Annotated in this window: 15 protein-coding genes; 10 read left to right on the top strand and 5 right to left on the bottom strand. The window is 70.7% G+C overall.

What is annotated here, in order from left to right:
* From ACFW0G_RS36770 to ACFW0G_RS36745, 6 genes are all read left to right on the top strand, one after another.
* Positions 1–2,976, top strand: coding sequence for an ATP-binding protein (locus ACFW0G_RS36770; RefSeq protein WP_378330110.1), 2,976 nt, complete (start codon positions 1–3; stop codon positions 2,974–2,976).
* Positions 2,973–5,153, top strand: a complete 2,181-nt coding sequence (locus tag ACFW0G_RS36765) for a magnesium transporter (protein WP_378330109.1) — start codon at positions 2,973–2,975, stop codon at positions 5,151–5,153. Before ACFW0G_RS36770 ends, ACFW0G_RS36765 begins: the two co-directional genes overlap by 4 nt.
* 3 nt (positions 5,154–5,156) lie before the next feature.
* On the top strand, positions 5,157–5,756 hold the full coding sequence (locus ACFW0G_RS36760; RefSeq protein ID WP_378330108.1) for a hypothetical protein: 600 nt from the start codon (positions 5,157–5,159) through the stop codon (positions 5,754–5,756).
* Between the two features lie 6 nt (positions 5,757–5,762).
* Positions 5,763–6,758, top strand: a complete 996-nt coding sequence (locus tag ACFW0G_RS36755) for a C40 family peptidase (protein WP_378330107.1) — start codon at positions 5,763–5,765, stop codon at positions 6,756–6,758.
* Positions 6,759–6,914: 156 nt separating this feature from the next.
* Positions 6,915–8,960, top strand: a complete 2,046-nt coding sequence (locus ACFW0G_RS36750; RefSeq protein ID WP_378330106.1) for a hypothetical protein — start codon at positions 6,915–6,917, stop codon at positions 8,958–8,960.
* A gap of 54 nt (positions 8,961–9,014) precedes the next feature.
* Positions 9,015–9,212: a hypothetical protein gene (locus ACFW0G_RS36745; protein ID WP_378330105.1), complete on the top strand. Its 198-nt coding sequence runs from the start codon at positions 9,015–9,017 to the stop codon at positions 9,210–9,212.
* Positions 9,213–9,367: 155 nt separating this feature from the next.
* Here the strand turns inward: ACFW0G_RS36745 and ACFW0G_RS36740 are convergent, their stop codons facing one another.
* Entirely contained in the window at positions 9,368–10,336 is a 969-nt protein-coding gene (locus ACFW0G_RS36740) for an AAA family ATPase (protein WP_378330104.1), read from the bottom strand.
* Between the two features lie 128 nt (positions 10,337–10,464).
* On the opposite strand from ACFW0G_RS36740, the gene ACFW0G_RS36735 reads away from it, so the two are divergent.
* Positions 10,465–11,871, top strand: a complete 1,407-nt coding sequence (locus ACFW0G_RS36735; protein WP_378330127.1) for an RNB domain-containing ribonuclease — start codon at positions 10,465–10,467, stop codon at positions 11,869–11,871.
* 13 nt (positions 11,872–11,884) lie between these two features.
* Positions 11,885–12,661 carry a helical backbone metal receptor gene (locus tag ACFW0G_RS36730; RefSeq protein ID WP_378330103.1) on the top strand — a complete coding sequence of 259 codons (777 nt, stop codon included), beginning with the start codon at positions 11,885–11,887 and terminating at the stop codon, positions 12,659–12,661.
* Between the two features lie 191 nt (positions 12,662–12,852).
* On the opposite strand, the gene ACFW0G_RS36725 is transcribed toward ACFW0G_RS36730, so the two are convergent.
* Both ACFW0G_RS36725 and gabT read right to left on the bottom strand, forming a co-directional pair.
* Complete coding sequence (locus ACFW0G_RS36725) at positions 12,853–14,286, bottom strand: aldehyde dehydrogenase family protein (RefSeq protein ID WP_378330102.1); 1,434 nt, start codon at positions 14,284–14,286, stop codon at positions 12,853–12,855.
* Positions 14,283–15,677 (bottom strand): 4-aminobutyrate--2-oxoglutarate transaminase, encoded by a 1,395-nt coding sequence (gene gabT, locus ACFW0G_RS36720; RefSeq protein WP_378330126.1) that lies wholly within the window; start codon positions 15,675–15,677, stop codon positions 14,283–14,285. Before gabT ends, ACFW0G_RS36725 begins: the two co-directional genes overlap by 4 nt.
* A 64-nt stretch (positions 15,678–15,741) precedes the next feature.
* Between gabT and ACFW0G_RS36715 the strand changes: the two genes are divergently transcribed.
* Complete coding sequence (locus tag ACFW0G_RS36715; protein WP_378330101.1) at positions 15,742–17,214, top strand: PucR family transcriptional regulator; 1,473 nt, start codon at positions 15,742–15,744, stop codon at positions 17,212–17,214.
* A 9-nt stretch (positions 17,215–17,223) separates the two neighbouring features.
* Here the strand turns inward: ACFW0G_RS36715 and pip are convergent, their stop codons facing one another.
* Together pip and ACFW0G_RS36705 are read right to left on the bottom strand one after the other, a co-directional pair.
* The gene (gene pip, locus ACFW0G_RS36710; protein ID WP_378330100.1) at positions 17,224–18,189 is read right to left on the bottom strand and encodes a prolyl aminopeptidase; all 966 of its coding nucleotides are present in this window, start codon (positions 18,187–18,189) and stop codon (positions 17,224–17,226) included.
* Between the two features lie 90 nt (positions 18,190–18,279).
* Positions 18,280–19,257: a hypothetical protein gene (locus tag ACFW0G_RS36705; protein WP_378330099.1), complete on the bottom strand. Its 978-nt coding sequence runs from the start codon at positions 19,255–19,257 to the stop codon at positions 18,280–18,282.
* Positions 19,258–19,472: 215 nt separating this feature from the next.
* Here ACFW0G_RS36705 and ACFW0G_RS36700 point away from each other — a divergent pair, with 215 nt between their 5' ends.
* On the top strand, positions 19,473–20,417 hold the full coding sequence (locus ACFW0G_RS36700) for an undecaprenyl-diphosphate phosphatase (protein WP_378330098.1): 945 nt from the start codon (positions 19,473–19,475) through the stop codon (positions 20,415–20,417).
* Positions 20,418–20,456 lie beyond the last annotated feature (39 nt).

Raw genomic sequence — 20,456 nt, 5'->3', positions numbered from 1 at the left:
TTGTTCGGTCGCGGCGGAAGCCGAGGAAAACGAGATCGGGACATGCCCACCGGCGCCTGGCAAACGCCGCAGCAACCCCGCTCACCGGGCGCCCAGCCCTCCGGCAAGGGCAGGCGGCTGCCCGGGGAACAGGCGATCCCGGCCTACACACCGTCGATCGCGGCGCGCAGCATCGACGGCCACCTGCTGCGCACCGGGTTCGAGGTCTACGCCTGGTACCGGCTCGCGCCGCAGCGGTGGTCGTTCCGGTCGGATTCGCAGCGCCGTGACCTCATCGCCGCCATCGCGGGCCAGTACGCCGAGCTGCAGGGCCGCTGGCTGCACCTGCGGGTGACCAACCGGCCGTACCCGATCCGCATGTGGGCCGAGGCGCACGTGCACAACGCCGTCGGCAGGCCGGGGGATGTGCCGGGCGCGCTGTCGTTCGACGACTACCTCATCGGCGAGCAGCAGCAGCTCATGGGCCGTTCGATGGCCGAAAAAGAGGTCTACATCGGCGTCCAGGTGCAGACCCGGCGCATGGTGGACCGGGCGGTCGAACGCGCGGCCCCGGTGCTGCGCAAGATCCTCCCCGAAGCCGTCGACGCCGAGCTGTCCGCGCTGGACTCCGAGGTCGAGCACCTCGACCAGGTCATCGGGTCGGCCGGGCTGGAGGGCCGTCCGGTGCACGCCGAGGAGATGTCCTGGCTGATGCACCGCTCGTGCTCGCTCGGCCTGCCCGCCCCGCGCAACATGCCCGCCGTGCCGGGCGCCGCGTGGGAGCCGGAGGACCTCGCCAGCTTCACCGACGCGGCCGACTTCTACGCCGACCCGTACGCCCCGACGGTCACCGTCCGAGGCCGCACCGGCTCCAACGCCGGGGTGTCGCGGCATCTCGCGGTGCTCACCGTCGGGCAGATGCACGGGCTGCAGATCCCCGAGGTCGACGACCCGTGGGTGCAGCACGCCGACCGGCTGCCCGCCTCCGTGGAGGTGTCCGCGCGGATCTACGTCCGGCGCCCCGAAGAGGTGGCAGGCGAGCTGCAGCGCCAGATGAACAAGGTCCGCTCGCAGGTCAAGCACTACACCGACGAACACGAGCTGGAACCACCGCAATCGCTTGCGCGCCAGGCAGGGCGGGTGCTGGAGATCGACGACGAGATGACGTCGGGCTTCACCGCGCTCGCCACCCGCGTCTATTCGTGGTGGCGGATGGCGGTTTCCGGGCCGACCGAGCGGGACGCGCTGAAACTCGCCCAGCAGCTGCTGGACCTGTACAAGCCGAAGATCGCCATCGAGCATCCCGAGGCGCAGTACGCGATGGCGCGGGAGTTCATCCCGGGCGAACAGCTGGCTTCGGCCGCCTACAAACGGCGCGGCTCGGTCGTCTGGGCGGCCTCGTCGGTGCCGACCGCGACCGCCGAGGTGGGCGACCGCCGCGGCATCCTGCTCGGCGAGACCTGCACCGCGACCCGGCGCCCGGTGGCCTGGGACCCGTGGATGGCGCAGGAGATCCGCGACGGCTCCGGCCTGACCGCGATGGTCGCCGGGCTGGGTGGCGGCAAGTCGTTCCTCGGCGGCGGCATCGTCTACAAGACGTTCCGCGCGGGCGCGCACTGGACGATCCTCGACCCGTCGGGCCCGCTGTCGCGGCTGTGCGACCTGCCCGAGCTGCGGCCCTACGCGCGGCCGATCAACCTGCTCAACGCGCAGCCCGGCATCCTCAACCCGTACCGCGTGGTCGCCGAGCCGCTCATCGAGCACTTCATGGACGAGGACGACCCCGAGCGCTCGTGGCGCCGCGAGAAGGCCCTCGCGGGCGCGACGCGGCGTCGTCTGGTGCTGGACGTGCTCACCGGCGTCCTGCCCTACGAGGTCTCGCGGATGGCGCAGACCCGGATCGTGCTGCTGCGCGCGGTCCGCGCCGTCGGCGGCCGGTTCGACGCCGACCCCGGCCAGGTCATCGACGCGCTGCGCCGCGACTCCAGCGAGCACCACGAGCACGCCGTCGTCGTCGCGGACTTCCTCGACGAGATGCGCGAGCGGATGGCGCTGCTCATCCCGGAGACCGACGCCGACCCGTACTCCGAGACCCGCGACGACCGGCTGACCGTCCTCACCATGGCCGGGCTGACGCTGCCGAAGGACGGCGTGCCGCGCGAGTACTGGACGGACGCGGAGTCCCTCGGCGTCGAGATGCTGAACCTCGCCGCGTGGCTGACCCAGCGGTCGGTGTACGAAAAGCCGAAGGAACTGCGCAAGGGCGTCTGGATCGACGAGGCGTTCTTCCTGTCCGAAGTCCCGACCGGCCGTGTCCTGATGAACCGCTTCGCCCGTGACTCGCGGAAATGGAACGTCCGGGTGCTGCTGTCCTCGCAGATCCCGGCGGACTTCCTGAAGATCCAGGGCTTCGTGACCCTGCTGGACTCGGTGTTCGTCGGCCGTCTCGACGACGACGACGCGCAGGCCGACGCGCTGCGGCTGCTGAAGGTCCCGGTCGGCGTCGGCTACGAGCAAGTCGTCGCGGCTTTGGGGCGCCGCCCCGGGGCACAGCGGGGGATCGAACGCGACGTCGAGCCACGGCAGTTCATCTTCGGCGACGGAGCCGGTGGCGTGGAACGCATCCGCGTCGACTTCTCCGGCCCGCACCTGGACCACCTGCGCGGCGTCATGGACACCACGCCGGGCTCGCCGGACTCGAGGCCCAAGCCGGGCAAGGAAATCGTGGCCCCGAAGCTCGACGCCAAGGTCTACGTACCCGTACCACCGGAGGAGGACCCGGAGCTCGAGCAGGACTTCGAGCTGGCCGCCGAACTGGAGGTCGGCCTCACCGACGACGTCCTGCTGGGCTCGCCCGACCCGCTCGCCAGCGAAACCGGCGAGGTCGACGGCAGTGTCCACAGTGGAGCCTCGAACGGGAGCGCGAACGGCGAGGGCGGGAAGCACGCCCGGTCCGGGAGCGGCACCAAGGGCGGTCCTGGCAGGGATGCAGCGTGAACACCTTGATGACGCTGGCGTCTGTCCTCGCAGTCGCCGCCGGATGGCGCTGGCTGCGCCGGCCTACTACCAAGGAGGCCGAAAGTAAGCCGACCAGCAAGGCCAGCGGACCTGCGCGACTGCTTACTTTCGGTCGGATTGGTATCTACCGGCACAGCAAGGAAGGGCCTGCCAACGGCATGCGCTGTGGTCGTCGCGCCGCGGTGACCACGGCGGCGCTGATCATCGGCATGCAGATCGTGATCACCGCGCCCGCGAACGCAGCGGCCTGTGGTGAGCCGCCGAACCCGGAACGTCCCGGCGCGGGGCTGGTCGGCGCCGTCGATCCGCCGGAGGGCCACGGCGAGCCGGGAAGCGCCTACATCGACTACAGCTACGCCGGGCTGGTCTGGGACACCTTCCAGACCAACTGCACGCCGCTTGCCGGGCTGGCCTCGCCGAACTCGACCATCGACACCTGGGCGGGCAACCAGCTGTTCAACGTCGGCAAGAACATCGTCGGCGCCACCAACTCCCTGCACTACACGGTCCTGAACGGCGGGCTGCTCAACCCGATCTACTCGGCGGTGAAGTCCGGCGCGGAGAAGGTCTACAACAACATCTACGCGCAGCTGTTCGGGCTGGCCGCGCTGCTGCTGTCGATCATGCTGTTCCGCAACATCTGGCGCGGTGACCTCGCGGCGATCAGCAAACGGGCGCTCTACTCGCTGGCCGCCATCTGGCTCGCCGCGTCTTCGCTGGCGATGCTGCGGTACTTCGACCCGATCGACAAAGCCATCGTGCAGACCACGACGAACATTCAAGCCGGGTTCGTCGACGAGAACGAGAACCGGATCGTCCGGGACATCCTCCCCACGGACCTGCACACCCAGATCGTCTACAACAACTGGCTGCGGGGCGAGTTCGGCGATCCGAAGTCGCCGCAGGCCGAGCAGTTCGGCAGGCCGTTGCTGGACGCGCAGGCGTTCACCCGCAACCAGCTGGTCGCCGGGGACGACGGGAAACAGAACGTCGTCGACGCGAAGAAGGCCTCGTACAAGGACATCTCGACGAAGCTCGGCCCGGCCACCGGTTACTTCACCGGTGAGGACGGCAGCCGCACCGGGTCCGGTTTCCTCGCACTCGGCCAGAGCCTGGTGTACGCGCTGTTCCAGTTGCTCGCCAAGGCTTCTGTGCTGCTCGCGCAGGTGCTCATCCGGCTGTTCGCGCTGACCGCGCCGCTCGTCGGCCTGGTCGCGTTGCTGCATCCGGACATCCTGCGCCGCGTGCTCAAGGTCGCCGGCGGCGTCGCGTTCAACCTCGTCGTGCTGTCCGTGCTCGCGGGGGTGCACGCGCTGCTGCTGCAGGCGATCTTCGCGGCGGGCAGTGCGTTGTCATTGCTGACGCAGATGGTGCTCGCCGGGCTGGTGACCGTGTTGCTGTTCATGGTCGGGCGGCCGGTGCGGCGGCTGTGGCAGATGGTCGAGATGTCGGTCGGCATGGTCGGCGGCGCGGTGCCGACGCCCAGTGGCGGCCTCTTCTCCCGCTTCCGCAAGAACAAGGGCCCGACGCCGCAGGACGAGTTCTGGCAGAACGTGCGCGACACCGACGACGTCGTGGACGGCGAGGCCCGCGGGCCGATCGGCGCGACCGTCGGCGGCGGCCGGTTCCGGCCCGAGGCCACGGTTTTCGCCAACGCGCGGCGGCTGGACAACCACCGCCCGGCGGCGGCCTGGTCCGGTGCGCCGTGGCCGGGCGCGGTCACCGCGGGCGGCGGTGTCGCGGCGCTCCCGCCGGGTGGCGGCAGCGGCGCCCCGGCGTTCGGGCAGTACAACCCGCTCGTGGGCGCGCCGGGCGACTACGTCGTCACGGCGAGCGGAAACCGGGTGCTGCGCGAGGAAAGCCGCCGCGTCGACACCTCGCCCGTCGCGGACCGGCGCTGGAGCGACGAACCGGAGCCGGTGGTCGTGCCGTCGCGGATGACCTCGGCGAACCACGAGAGCGGCTACGGCACCGGCGACCACGCCGCGCCGGAGGCCGCGATGCCGGTCCAGCCGCCGCCGGGCGTGCGTGCCCAGCCGCGGCGGGTCGACCCCGAGGTCGTCGCCGGGAAACCGGTTTTCGTCCTGTACCGGCCGTCGCGCGGGCTCGAGGTCCGCGAGGAGCTGCGCGACACCGACCACCTTATGGGGCGGTGACCCATGCCGATCCGCACGAACCGCGGCCGCACCGCGGTCTACCGCCGCCTGTGGGGCTGGCCGCTGCGCTCGCCCCGGCACCTGATCGGCACGCTGGTGTTCCTGGCCATCATGCTGACCGCGCTGGGCATCGTGCTGCCGAAGGTCATCGGGCGTCCCGCGTCCGCGGCGGGCGGGCCGGACGGGACGTCGGCCTCGGCCACTCCCGGCCCCGGCCTCGCCGTGCCGCCGCCCGCGACGTCGACGCTGCCCACCCGGCTGACCGGTCCGCAGGCCACGCCGTCCACGGCCCCGCCGAGCCAGGACGCGGTCAAGGTCGCGAAGGAATGGGCCACCGCGTGGGTCAAGCACCCGAACGGGATCACGAACGCGCAGTGGCTGGAGGGCTTGCGCCCTTACACCACCGACGAATACCTGCCGGTGATGTCCACTGTGGACCCGGCCAACATCCCGGCGACGAAGGTCACCGGTGAACCCGCTGTCACGACGTCGTACACCAGCTCGATGAAGCTGGTGGTCCCCACCGACGGTCCGAAACTGTCCATCACCGTGGTGAACTCTCCCATGGGCTGGCGGGTTTCGGACTACGACCAGGCGAGCTGAGCACCGATGCGTCTGGGGCTTCTCGTCGGCGCGCTGATCGTCGCGGTGTTCACCGCGGTGGTCACCACCAGCACCGTGGCCAAGGTCGTGTCCGACCAGCAGGAGGCCGCGGCCAAGGGCGTCGTCAACACCAGTTGCGACGCCTCGCTCGGCCCCACCCAGCCGGGCACGGGCGACGGCTCGACCGACGCGAGCAAGCTCAACGAGGAGCAGCGCGGGGTCGTCGCTCAGATCATCGCGATCGGCAAGCAGCGCAACCTCGCGCCGCGCGCGTGGCAGGTCGCGATCCAGGCGGGCATGACGGAGTCGGGCCTGCGCAACCTCAGCTACGGTGACCGCGACTCGCTCGGCATCTTCCAGATGCGCCCGTCGATGAACTGGGGCTCGGTCGCCGAGGTCACCAACGTCCAGTACGCGATCAACAAGTTCTTCGACGTGCTGAAGGCGGTGCCGGACTGGGAAAACCGGCGTCCCGGCGACGCCGCGCAGGCCGTGGAGCGCTCCGGCTTCCCCGACCGCTATCACAAGTGGGAGCCGATGGCGGCGCACCTGGTGCAGAACCTCGGCCAGGTCACCGACGTCTCCGGCTGCGGCCAGGGCATGGGTGCGCTGGTCCCGGCCAGCCAGGCCGCCGCGCAGGCGATCAAGTTCGCGCTCGGCGAGCAGGGCAAACCGTACCTCTGGGGCGGCAACGGCCCGGACGCCTGGGACTGCTCGGGGCTGATGAAGGCCGCCTACAAGTCCGCCGGGATCGTCCTCCCGCGCGTGGCGTCGGACCAGTACAAGGCGGGCGCGATGATCCCGGTGAAAAACGCGCAGCCCGGTGACCTGGTCTTCCTCGCCACCGACATCGCGGACCCGGTGACCATCCACCACGTCGCGATGTACCTGGGCGACGGCAAGATCGTCGAGGCACAGCAGGACGGCGTGCCCGTGCACATCCGGCCGTTCAAGTTCACCGAGGCCGAAGTCGTCCCGCAGGCTGTCCGACCCGGCGTTTAGCATGGTCTGCGGAGCCACGGGCTCTTGACACCCGACCGGGGTGAACGGTAACGCCTGGCACGCGTCAGGCCCGGAACAGCGTGAGCGGGGCCGATTCACCCGACGTCGCGGCCAACTCCATCGGCGCGCGGCCGCGCACTGACAGAGGATGAAGACGTGGCACGGAAATTCGGCAAGCGAGGCAGGACGCCAGGGACCACCGGCGCCAGCCAGGACCCGAGGACGCTGTTCGGCGCGCCGCAGCCGCCGACGCAGCAGCGTCCCGCCTCCAGCACGCCGCTGGCCGACCAGCTGAACCAGGGCTGGCCGGGCGTCGACGCGGGCTACGTCGTGCTGCCGCGTTCGCTCGCCGAGAACATGTCGCTGCCCTGGCAGCAGCAGATGGCCGCGCTACTGGCGCAGTTCCACCACGAGAACGCGCGGCTCGCGTGGCCGATCTACCGCGTGGTGCCGTCACGGTACGAAAAGCTCGTCGACCTGGACGAGGAACAGCTGGCCGAGGCAGGGTACCTCGTCGAAATGGACGCCGACGGCGAGATGACTTACCGCGAGCGCAGCGGGCGCAAGGTCGCGGACCCGGACAACACCACCGTCCTGGTGTCCTGTCTGGACCCGATCCCCAAGCCTGCCGGGCACCAGGCCGTCCCCGAACAGGCGGCCATGGTCGACCCGGACCGGGGCCGCGCGCCCGCGCCGATGAACATCGGTCCGGCACCGGTCTGGCGGACCGTGCCCCAGCCTCCCGGCCCCCAGCCGCCTGGTGGAGTGGCGCCTGGTTCATCGACCGCAGGTGCACCGACGCCCGGTGCCCAGCAGCCGGGCGCCCAGCCGCCTGCCGCGCCGACGTCCGGTGCTTCGGTGCCTGGGCCGCAGTCAGCCGGGCCGCAGTCGCCGGGTACGCCTACGCCGGGTGCGCCGACGGCCGGGCCGCAGGCCGGGGCACAGCCGCCGCGGCCGCCCGTTGCCCAGCAGCAGGAAACCCCGCCGCAGCCGCCCTTTCCCGCCGAGCAGCCGTCCGCGCCGACGTTGCCACCCCAGGTCTGGGGCGCGCCCGCCGAGCCGACCGCCGGTCCGCAGTGGACGGCGGCCATCTCGTCCGCGGCGGCTTCACCCGCTCCCGCTCCCGCCGAGGCCGCATCGGAAGGCCCGGCTCAGCAGCAGGCCGAACCCGTCGCGCCGGCTCAGCCGGAATCCCAGCCCGGTCCGAGCCTCGGGCCGGACCAGACGCAGCCGGTCGCCGACAAGGTCGTGCGCGAAGCGGACACGGGTGCTGATCAGTCCACTGCGGATACCGAGGCGCCCGCTGTCCCGGAGAACGACGCCGCCGCGCCGGAAGAGCCTGCCGAACAGGGGAAGGAACCGTCCTCAGAGGACGATTCCCCGGCCGCCCCGGAACCGGGTGCTCAAGCCACACCGGTGAAGGACGACTCCCCACATGGCTGGGCACAGCCCGGACCCACTGCGCAGGGTGACTCGCCGTTCGGCGAAACCGGCGCGGGACCCGCCGTTTCCCAGCCTGGCCAGCCTTCGGCCGGTGATACCGAGCCATCCGGCGCCGAAGCGGCGCCCACGCGGAACGACACCCCCTCGTCCAGCACGAGCGCACCGCCGCCCAACCCCGGCGCGGCGGCATCACCGGCGGCGGCGCCCATGGGCTGGGTGACCAGGTCGGATCCGGCGGCCCCTGCCTCGACGACTCCGGCCGAAGGCGCGTCGGAGACCACTGCGGCTCCGTACGGCGGAGCGGCGGAGCCGCCCGCGCCCGGTTCGGCCGCGACGAGCACCGGCACACCGCTCCCGGTCTTCCCCAGCAGGGAACCCGGGTACCCGGAGCCGCCCGCGCGGCCGCACAATCCCGCGTTGCCGGTCTTCCCCGGTCAGGGCTCCGCGCCGGTCCCGCCCACGGTGCCCCCGGCGTCGGATCTGCCGGTCTTCCCCGGCCGCGAATCCACGCCGGTGCTCCCGCCCTCGTCACCGGTCCCGCCGCCCCCTGGCACGCCGCCGCCCGGCCTGCCCCAGCCGTCGGCCACGCGGCCGCCGCTGCCGCAGCCGTCGAACAGCGGCCCCGGTACGCCGCCGGGTGGCGAACGCGGCTGGTTCGACGAGTTCCAGAACGCGCGGGAAAACGCGCCGGAGCCCGACTCCGGCGAATTCGGCCCGACCGGGAACCCGACCGAGATTCCGTACCGCTACCGCCGGTGAACGCGGCGGGTGGTCCACCGTGACAGCGGACTTCGCCGGTGTCACGCTTGAACCATGGCTAACGACCCGAACCCGGATCCGGGCTGGTACTACAACACCCGCACGAACGAGGTCGAACACCTCGACCGCAGTCGCGGCGCCGACCTGCTCGGCCCTTACCCGGACGAGGCGACCGCTCGCCGCGCCCTCGAAATCGCCCGCGAACGCACCCGCGCGGCCGACGCCGCCGACGCCGCCTGGAACGACGACTGACCTAGCTCCAGCCCCTCCGGCAGGAGCAAGGGACCTTTGCTATCGCCGGAGAGGAGCAAGGGACCTTTGCTAACGTCCGTGAGCAAGCCAACTATTAGCGTGCTCACCAACGCAAGCAAAGGTCCCTTGCTCCGCCAGTCAGGCAGGCGACGGGCTCAGGCGTCCTGCGTGGCCAGCGACGGCGGGGCGAGCACGAAGCCGGGGTCGACCTGCTCGGCGAGGTCGGCGCCGGCACGGCCGCTGCCCCAGGCACGCGCGTTGCGCAGGTGGAACTCGATGCCTTGGCGCTGGTAGCGCGCCCAATCCCGCCGCTCGGCATCCACGGTAGCGAGCATGGTGTCGAGCGTCCGCAGGTTGTGCGATTCGAGTTCGCCGATCGGCCGCGCGGTGCCCCGTTCGGCGGCGCGCACGTGCCGTGAGTTCTCCAGCCAGCCCAGCAGGGCCTCGCCGACCTGCTCGCGCAGGAAGTCCACGTCCTCGGCGTCGGTCACCTTGTTCCCGACCACCACGAGCCGCACCCCGAAATCGCGCGCGTAGTCCGCGTACTGCCGGTACACCCCGACACTGCGGACGGTCGGCTCGCACACCAGGAATGTCACGTCGAAGCGGGTGAACAGGCCCGAAGCGAACGCGTCGGCCCCGGCGGTCATGTCCATGACGACGTATTCGCCTTCGACGTCGACCATGTGGTTGAGCAGCAGTTCGGCCGCGCCGACCTTGGAGTGGTAGCAGGCCACGCCCAGATCGTCCTCGTCGAACTGGCCCGTGACGCCGAGCCGCACTCCGCCGAGTTCGCGGAAGCAGGCCTCGGTGATCGGGTTGTCCTCGAACGGCGTGACGAGCCGCGAGCCACGGCCGGGCGGCGTGGTCTTGATCATCGCCGCGACGTCGGGGATGCGCGGATTGTCCCCGCGCAGGTACTCCTTGATCAGCGCCATGTTGTCGCCCAGCGTCGGCCAGGCCAGCGCTTCCTCCTCGGTCGCGCCCAGCGCCACCGCGAGGTGCTGGTTGATGTCGGCGTCGATCGCCAGTACCGGCTTGCCGGTGGCGGCGAGGTGCGCGACGAACAGGGACGAGAGGGTGGTCTTCCCACTGCCGCCCTTGCCGACGAACGCGATCTTCACGGCCGGATCCCTTCTGAAGATGGTATCGGTTTTCATTACAGGCACGGTTAACGTACACCCAACCGGCCGCACCCGAACGAGCGATCAAGGCACCCGGTGCGGGATAGTGTTGTGTGGTGCCTCCACTCGTGATCAGGACACATGCGGCCGGAGGGGATTTCGCCCGCCTCCGGGCGGAGTTCGTGCTGCCGGAGGCGTTCGGCCCGGACGTCCTCGCCGAGGCCGAGGCCGCCGTCCTCGATCCGCTCGCCTCCGCCGGGGAGCGGGAGGACGCCACGCATCTTCCCTTTGTGACCATCGATCCGCCGGGCTCGAAGGATCTCGACCAGGCCATGGTCATCGAGCGCACCCGCGGCGGGTTCCGCGTGCACTACGCGATCGCCGACCTCGCCGCGTTCGTCCCGCCCGGTGGTGCGCTCGACCGCGAGTCGCGCCGTCGCGGCCAGACGATGTACCTGCCCGACGGCAACGTCCCGCTGCACCCGCCGGTGCTGTCCGAGGGCGCCGCGAGCCTGTTGCCCGGCGAGATCCGGCCCGCGGTGCTGTGGACGATCGAGACCGACGAGACCGGTGAGCTGACGTCGACGCGGGTCCGCCGCGCGCTGGTGCGGTCCACCGAGCAGTTCGACTACGAGACCGTCCAGGCCGCGCTCGACGCCGGCACCCCGCATCCTTCGGTCGCGGCGCTGCCCGAGATCGGCCGGGCGCGCCGGGAGCTCGCGATCCGGCGCGGCGCGGTCGAGCTGCAGCTGCCCGAGCAGGAGATCAACGGCGATCCCGACGGCGGCTGGGCCCTTGCCCAGCGGCCGCGCAACTCCGTCGAGGGCTGGAACGCCGAGATCTCGCTGCTCACCGGCATGGCCGCCGCGGAGATCATGATCGGGGCCAGGGTCGGGGTGCTGCGGACGTTGCCCGATCCCGACGGCACCGCCGTCGAGTGGCTCCGCCGCTCCGCCGACGCGCTCGGCATCGCCTGGCCGGAGGCGACGACGGTTTCGGAGTTCCTGGCCACGCTCGACCCGGGGAAGCCCGCGTCGATGGCTCTCTACACCGACACGACGCGTCTGCTGCGCGGCGCCGGGTACACCGCTTTCGACGGGGAGCTGCCCGCGCTGACCACGCACGCCGGGATCGGCGGTGCCTACGCGCATGTGACCGCGCCGATCCGGCGGCTGGTCGACCGGTTCGCGACGGAGATCTGCCTCGCCGTCACCGCGGGACGCGAGGTGCCGGACTGGGTGCGGGCCGCGCTGGGCGAGGTGCCCGAGCTGATGACAGCGTCCGATCTGCTCGCCGCGAAGGTCGAGCGCGCCTGCATCGACCAGGTCGAGGCGTGGGTGCTCGCCGAGCGCGTCGGTGGCGAGTTCAGCGCGGTCGTGCTGCGTGCCGAGGAGACCAGGGCCGAGATCCTGGTGGAGGATCCGCCGGTGATGGCGAAGTGCGCGGGGGAGAAGTTCCCCGAGGGGGAGCGGATCGCCGTCCGGCTGACCGCGGTCGACGTCGAGAAACGGAAGGTGTCGTTCGAGCGGGCATGAGCGAGGCGATCGCATGAGACTCGAACTGTTCGACGATCTCGGGGAGACGGTCCCGCTCGAGGGGCCGCCGTCCCGCGTGGTGTCGCTCGTCCCCTCGCTGACCGAAGCCGTCGAGGTGAGCGCGCCGGGCTTGCTGGCGGGGGCGACCGACTACTGCACGCACCCGTCCACTTTGGATGTCGCGAGGGTCGGGGGCTCCAAGTACCCGAAGCTGGACCGCGTCCTGGACCTGCGGCCGGATCTCGTGCTGGCCAACTCGGAGGAGAACCGCCCCGAGGACGTGGCGCGGCTGCGTGCCAACGGGATCCCGGTGTGGGTGATGGCGGCCGCCGCGACGGTGCCCGCCGCGCTCGGCTCGCTGCGCCGCGTCCTCACCCAGGCCTACGGGCTCGACGAACCGGACTGGCTGGTCGAGGCCGAGGAGATCTGGCGTGAGGTCGCGCCCGTCCGGTTCCACGCCGTGGTGCCGGTGTGGCGGAAGCCGTGGATCGTGCTCGGCCGCGAGACCTTCGGGGGTGACGTTCTGCGCCGGGTCGGCGTCGCCAACGTCTACGACCGCGATCCGGAACGCTATCCGCGGCCGGACCTCGGCGAGCTCCGCGCCCGGTTCGACACCGAGGCCGACCTGCTCGTGCTGCCCGACGAGCCGTACGAGTTCGCCGCCGACGACGGGCCGGAGGCGTTCCCAGGAGCGCCGTACGTGCTGGTCTCCGGCCGCCACCTCACGTGGTACGGCCCCTCGCTGGTCGACGCCCATGCCGCGCTGACTCAAGCCCTCCAAGGTCTCTGAAGCCCCCGAAAGACACCTCTGACCTGCGGAAGAAGAGCAAGGGACCTTTGCTAACGTTCCTTAGCGCACTAATCGATCGCGCACCGCCGGACGCAAGCAAAGGTCCCCCGCTCCTCCTCCGGACGCCGTCAAGGCCACCTTGCGGGCATCGGACGCCCCTAAGGTGGCCTTGACGGCATGCCCCCCGAAGATCAGAGCGTCAGGCCGGTCAGCACCGTGACGCGCTCTTCGGTGAAGTCGGCCATCGCCGACGCCGGGCCCTCCCGCCCGACGCCGGAGTCCTTGACCCCGCCGTAGGGCATCTGGTCGGCCCGGAAGCTCGGCACGTCGCCGACCAGCACGCCCCCGACGCGCAGGCGCGCCGAGACGTCGAACGCGGTCGGCAGGTCGCGGGTGAACACGCCCGCCTGCAGCCCGAACCGCGAGTCGTTGATCAGCCGCACGCCCTCGTCCACCGATTCGACCCGCGTCAGCGACACGACCGGCCCGAACACCTCCTCGGCCATCACCGACGCGTCCTCCGGCACGCCCGCGAGCACCGTCGGCTCCACGGTCGCGCCGTCGCGGGAGCCACCCAGGAGCAGCGAGCCGCCGGCCGCGACCGCGTCGGAGACCCACGATTCCACCCGCGAAGCGGCGGCCGTGTTGATCAGCGGCCCGACGTCGACGCCGTCCGAGCGCGGGTCGCCGGTACCCAGCGCGCGCACCTGCTCCAGCACCTTCTCCTGAAGCGCGTCGAAGACGTCCGCGTGCGCGTACACGCGCTGCACCGAGATGCACGACTGGCCTGCCTGGTACATCGCGAACGTCGCGATCCGCTGCGCCGCGAAGTCCAGGTCCGTCCAATCGGGACAGACGAGCACGGCCGCGTTCCCGCCCAGTTCCAGCGCGACGTGCTTGCGCGGCACACTGTCGCGGATGCCCCAGCCGACCGGTACCGAGCCGGTGAACGACACGACCGGCAGTCGCGGGTCGGCCACCAGCGCGGCTGCGGCTTCGTTGTCCGTCGGCAGAATCGACCAGCTCCCGGCCGGAAGGTCGGTCGATGCCAGGATTTCGCCGAGTGCCAGCGCGGTCAGCGGCGTCGCAGGCGCGGGCTTGAGCACGATCGGCGCACCGACCGCGATCGCCGGCGCGACCTTGTGCGCCACCAGGTTCAGCGGGAAGTTGAACGGCGTGATGCCCAGCACCGGGCCACGCGGCAGGCGCCGGACGAGCGCGAGCCGCCCGGTGCCGCCGGGGTCGGTGTCCAGCCGCTGCAATTCGCCGGAGAAACGCCGTGCCTCCTCGGCCGCCCACCGGAACGTCGACACCGCGCGCCCGACTTCGCCGCGCGCCCACTTCAGCGGCTTCCCGGACTCGGCGGTGATCAGCTGAGCCAGCTCTTCGGACCGCTCACCCAGAGTTCGGGACACGTGGTCCAACGCGCCGGCCCGGACGTGCGCGGGCAGCGTCGCGAACTCATCGGCGACGTCGTGCGCGGCTTGCACCGCCGTCTCGATGTCCGAAGAGGACGGTACGAAGTGGACTCCGGCTTCGCTGTCGTCGAAGGAATGCCGGACGACGGCGGTCGCGTCGCTCGTCACCGGCTTCCCGGCGACCCAGAACGGAACAGTTGTGCTCATCGGGAGGCCTCCAGACGAATGGCGTATTCGAGAACGGAAAGACCCTCGTCGAGCAGGTCGTTCGACAGCGAAAGCGGCGGAAGCAGCCGGACGACATTGCCGTACGTGCCGCAGGTCAGCACCACGACACCGGCCGCGTGGCAGGTCTTCGCGATGCGCTGGGTCGCTTCGGCGTCCGGCTCGTTCGTACCGGGCTTGACGAATTCGGCCGCGAGCATGGCGCCGCGTCCGCGGACGTCGCCGATGAGGCCGGTTTCCGCCGCGAGCGCGCGCAGCCGGGGGAGCACCGCGTCTTCGATGCGCCGCGCCGATTCGGCGAGGTTCTCGTTCCGCATGGTCTCGATCGAGCCGAGGGCGGCGGCACACGCGATCGGGTTACCGCCGTAGGTGCCGCCGAGCCCGCCCGGCGCGACGGCGTCGAGCAGTTCGGCGCGGCCGGTCACCGCGGCGAGCGGCAGCCCGCCCGCGATGCCCTTCGCCGTGGCGACGAGATCCGGCACTACCTCTTCATGCGAAGACGCGAACCATTCGCCGGTTCGGCAGAACCCGGTCTGCACCTCGTCGGCGATGAAGACGACACCGTTCTCGGTGCACCATCGCGAAAGCGCGGGCAGGAATCCCGGTGCGGGCTCGATGAACCCGCCCTCGCCCTGGATCGGCTCGATGACCACGGCCGCGACCTGGTCGCCGCCGATCTGCTTGGCGATCCGGTCGATCGCGATCCGCGCCGCCTCCTCGCCGGACAGGCCGTCGCGGTACGGGTACGAGCCCGGCACGCGGTAGATCTCCGGCGCGAACGGGCCGAAGCCGTGCTTGTACGGCACGGATTTCGCGGTCAGCGCCATCGTGAGGTTGGTGCGGCCGTGGTAGGCGTGGTCGAACACGACGACGGCTTGGCGGCCAGTGGCGACGCGGGCGATCTTCACCGCGTTCTCCACCGCTTCGGCGCCCGAGTTGAACAGCACCGACTTCTTCGCGTGGTCGCCGGGCGTGAGTTCCGCCAGCGCCTCGCACACCTCCACGTAACCCTCGTACGGGGTAACCATGAAGCACGTGTGGGTGAACCAGCACGCCTGCTTGCGGACGCGGTCCACCACGGCGGGCGCGGAGTGGCCGACGCTGGTCACCGCGATCCCGGAGCCGAGGTCGATCAGCACGTTGCCGTCGGCGTCGGTGAGCAGGCCGCCGCTGGCCGAGGTGATGTAGGCGGGCAGCACCGAGCTGACGCCGGCGGCGACCGTGGCGGCGCGACGTTCCTGCAGCTCACGCGAGGCGGGGCCGGGGATCTCGGTGCGCAGTCTGCGTTGCTGGGGCGCCGGTGCCTGGGGCCCGGCCTCGGTGACGGTCACGGCTGAACTCCTGCGTCGCGGGGATGGGGGCGCCCTCAGCATGGGACCGCGACGGCCCGGCGTCAGCAGGCCGAACTGTCCAATTCCCGAGTTAGAATTGGACACTATGGCACTGACCCTGCGCGACCTGGCCGCCGAGCGCTCCCTCGGCCTGCGGGTGCTGGCCGGGGAAGCCGCACTCGACCGCCCGATCGGCTGGGTGCACCCCACCGAGCTGATCGATCCGCAGGCCTTCCTCGAAGGCGGTGAACTCCTGCTGACCACGGGCCTCGCGCTGGACGAGCGGACGTCGCCCGCCTACGTCCGCGGGCTGGTCGACGCGGGTGTCGCCGGGGTCGGCTTCGGGGTCGGGCTGAGCCACGGGCAGGTGCCGCGCGCGCTGGCCGGCACCGCCGCCGAGGTCGGGCTACCGCTGCTGGAAGTGCCGAAGCGGACGCCGTTCATCGCGATCACCCGCGCCGTCTCCCGTGCTGTCGCCGCCGACGAGTACGCCGCGCTGGTCCGCACCGGGCGCGGACAGCAGGAGCTGACTCGCACAGCGGTCGGGAAGTCCGGGGTGGGCGGGGTCGTGCGCAAGCTGGCGCGGCTTGTCGACGGCTGGGTGGTGCTCTTCGACGCCTCGGGCACGGTCACCGAGGCCGCTCCGGCGTCGGCTCGCGGGCACGTCGAAGGCCTGCGCGGCGAGCTGGAACACCTCCGAGCGGGCACGCGGCTGACGGTGCTGGGGGAGTACGAGGTCGCGCTGCAGACGCTCGACACCAGGACACGCGGGGTCCTGGCGGTAGGCACCGAGGGGCCCCTCGACACCGCGGGGCAGCACATCGTCAACACCGCGGTGTCCCTGCTTTCCCTTGCTCTGGAACAGAATCGAGCGCAGAGCGCGGCGCTGCGCGACCTGCGCACCGGACTGGTCGAGCTGCTCGCCCAGCGACAGAATGCACTCGCTCTCGGCGTGATGACCACGGTGTGGGGTGGCGCGCCGGAGCCGCCTTGGTCGGTGCTGGCTTTCGTCGGCCCGCCCGCCGCGCGGCGAGCGTTGCACGACACTCTCGACGCCGACACCGTTGCCGAGGACGTGTTCTTCGCGCATTCGGGGTCCGCGGTACTGGTCTTCGGGGCAGCGCGCCAAGAGGATCAGGTGCTCGCCGCCGCGGCGCGGATCGGCGGCCTGCACGGCGGGCTCGTCGAGCAAGTGTCCCTTGTGGACTTCGCGACCGTGGCGGAACAGGCCACGCACGCGGCATCGTCGGCCCAGGAGCAACGGGTCCCGCTCGTCCGGTACGCCGAACACGTCGGCGCCGGACTGCTGGAGCTGGTCGAACCTGGCGTGGCGCAAGCGTTTGCGGCCAGGGCGCTCACTCCGTTGCGGCGGCACGACGAGACCGGGCGTGGCGACCTCGTCGAATCGCTGCGCTGCTGGCTCGAACACCACGGGCACTGGGACAACGCCGCCACGCGCCTCGGCGTCCACCGGCACACCCTGCGCAACCGGATGCGAAAGGTCGAGGAGCTCACCGGCCGATCCTTGGACTCCCCAGGCGTGCGCGCCGAACTCTGGCTCGCCCTCCAACTGGGCTGAAGGGGGCGTTCAGCTCGCGCGGCTCCGGAACCCGTCGGTGGCTTCACGAAGCGCCGCCAGCACCCCGGGATCGTTCACCGCGTGCCCGGCGCCTTCGAGCAACCGCAGCTGCGAGCCTGGCCACGCACGATGCAGCGCGTACGCCGTGGCGGGCGGGCAAACGGCGTCGTAGCGGCCCTGCACGATGACGCCGGGGATGCCCGCGAGCTTGCCGGCGTCGCGGATGAGCTGCCCTTCTTCGAGCCAGGCGCCGTGGCTGAAGTAGTGCAGGGCGAGGCGCGCGAAGGTCAGCGCGAACTTCGGGTCCGAGTACTGACGGACGAAGGATTCCTGGGGGAACAGGGAAACCGTCGCCCCCTCCCAGACGCTCCAGGCGAGCGCGGCGCGTTCGCGCACCGCGGGGTCGGGGTCGTAGACGAGTTCCGCGTACGCGGCGAGCGGATCGTCACGGCGCTCCTCGGGCACCGGCGCCAGGAAGTCTTCCCATTCCTTCGGGAACAGGTTCGCCGCGCCGCCTCCGTAGAGCCAGTCGAGTTCGCCGCGCCGGACCGTGAACACGCCGCGCAGCACCATTTCGCTGACCCGGTCGGGATGTTTCTGCGCGTAGGCGAGGGCGAGCGTCGCGCCCCACGAACCACCGAAGACCTGCCACCGGTCGATGCCGAGGCGTTCCCGCAGCAGTTCCATGTCCGCGACCAGATGCCACAGGGTGTTCGTGGCCAGATCGACGTCGTCCTCGCCGATGTGCGGGGTGCTGCGCCCGGCGCCGCGCTGGTCGAACAGGACGATCCGGTAGACCTCGGGGTCGAAATGCCGCCGGGTCAGCGGCGCGATCCCGCTGCCGGGGCCACCGTGCAGCACCACGACCGGCTTGCCGTCCGGGTTGCCCGCCTGCTCGCAGTGGATCCGGTGGCCGTCGCCGACGTCGAGCAGGCCCTGCGCGTGCGGGGCCAGCGGCGGATAGAGATCGTCCATGGCCTCACTGTGCCCGAGATGGGCGGTGAGACGAAGGGTGGGGGCCCGCCCCCGCCGCCGGGCTGAGCGGGCCCCCGGTCTTCGATCGCGTCAGCACGCGGGCGTCGGGGTGACGTTCGCGAATCCCTTGCCGGCGTTGGTCGCCTTGTTGCTCGCGCAGACCTTGGTGGTGGCCTGGGCGGCCTTCACCACGTAGTAGCCGTAGGCGGACGGCGCCTGCGGATCGGAGACGTTGCCGGAGAAGGTGTTGTTCTGTCCCCAACCGTCCAGCTGGACGTGCACCTCGAAGCCGCCGTACTCGGCGTCGTGCACGAACACCTTGCTGCCCTTGTTGTCGGCGATCACGTAGTTGTTGCCCTTGATGTCGACGAAGCTGTCGGCGTAGTTCTCGCCGCTCTGGCCGGTGCCGTCGAAGGTGTTGCCCCGCAGCTCGCCGCCGGTGGTGCCCTCCTTGACGTCGATCGCCTCGGCGCGGACGTTCGGGCCGATCCTGTTCTTCAGCGCCTTGTTGCGGTCACTGCGGTCGGGCTGCCCGCCCGGCCAGTTGCTCTTGGCGGACCCGAAGTAGACGCCCTCGCCGTAGCCGCCGTACTCGCGGCCGGTGTCGCTGATTTCGTTGTTCTGCACGACGTTGTCTGTACTGCCGTGCTGGAAGTGGATGGCCTCGTGCCCGATCCCGGACACCTTGAGACCGTCGACCACCGTGTTGTGCACTCCCAGTGCCATCACGCCCTTCTGCCCACCGGTGACCGAGAACCCGGATAGCGTCCAGTAACTGCCGGTGAGTTCGAGCGTGCGGCCACCCGAGGCCGACAGCACGGCGGTGCGCGGGCCGGTCAGCGTGATGCGGCCGCTCGCGGTCCCGCTGCGATCCGCCTTGAAGTTGCCGGTGAACGTGGTGTTCGCGGCGAGTTCGATCGTCGTTCCAGGGGACACTGCAGACAGTGCCTTCTTCAGTTCCGCGGAGTTCGCGACCTTGACCGTCGCGGCGGACGCGGCCGGGGTGAGCAGGGACAGTAGTACGACGGTTCCTGCCGTGGCGGCCAGAATCCGCTCACGAACACGCATCTCGTTCCTCCACTTCGAGGGGCGAAAAGGTCGGTCTCGCGGCGTGTCGTAGACGCTAGGTCACCCGCCGAACGAGAGTCAAGTACGTGTTTTGAATTCATGTATGTGAACAATGGGACGAGTCATGGCGGGGTGGGGGTCTTGCCGTGGGTTAACACGGTGCTCGGTACTTTCTTTTCGGGGAATTGTCCTGATGCATATCGGAGAGGCCCGGAATGTCCGCGGTTACCTATGTCGAGTCGATTGTCGTCGGCGCTTTGCAAGGGGTGTCGGAATTGTTTCCGGTGTCCAGTCTCGGGCACAGCATCCTGCTGCCCGCGCTGGTCGGCGGGCAATGGGGCCAGGATCTGAGCATCGGCAAGGATTCGCCGTACCTCGCCGTGCTCGTCGCGATGCACGTGGCGACCGCGCTCGCGCTCGTGATCTTCTTCCGGCGCGACTGGGTGCGGATCATCGCCGGGCTGTGGACATCGGTCCGGCACCGCGAGATCCGCACGGCCGACCAGCGGCTCGCCTGGTTGCTCGTGCTGGCCACGATTCCGGTCGGGGTCGCGGGGTTGCTGTTCGAGGGACTGCTGCGCGACTTCCTCGGCAAGCCCGTCCCGGCCGCCATCTTCCTCACGCTCAACGGCGGCGTGCTCTACGCGGCGGAGCGCTTCTCCCGGCCCCGGAAGGCCGAGGTGTCTGCGGTTTCGCGGTCCGAGGAGACGGTCGACTTCTCCGCCGAGGACACCATGGTGATGCGGGCCGTCTCGGTCGAGCAGGCCTCCGACGCCCGCCTGTCGAAGCTGCGTATCGGTGAGGCGATGCTCATCGGCTCGGCCCAGATCCTGGCGTTGTTCCCCGGGATCAGCCGCTCCGGCATCACCATGGTCGCCGGACTGCGGCGCGGGCTGAACCACGAGGACGCCGCGCGGTTCGCCTTCCTGCTCGCGACGCCGGTGATCCTCGCCGCCGGGGTGCTGAAGATGCCCTCGCTGTTCCGGCCGGAGAACCAGGCATCGCTCGGGCCCGCGCTCGTCGGCAGTGTCGTCGCCGGAATCGCGTCGTACATCGCTGTCCGTTTTCTGGTGAAATACTTTGAAACGCGTACTTTGACACCGTTCGCCATTTACTGTGTGGTTGCCGGAATCGGCAGCTTGATCTTTTTCTCGATCTGAACCCGGTGTGTCCAGCAGATGAATAGTAGCCGACACTGG

It is taken from the genome of Amycolatopsis sp. NPDC058986 (genome assembly GCF_042741125.1).
GTDB lineage: Bacteria > Actinomycetota > Actinomycetes > Mycobacteriales > Pseudonocardiaceae > Amycolatopsis.
This window is presented reverse-complemented; position numbering and strand designations above follow the sequence as displayed.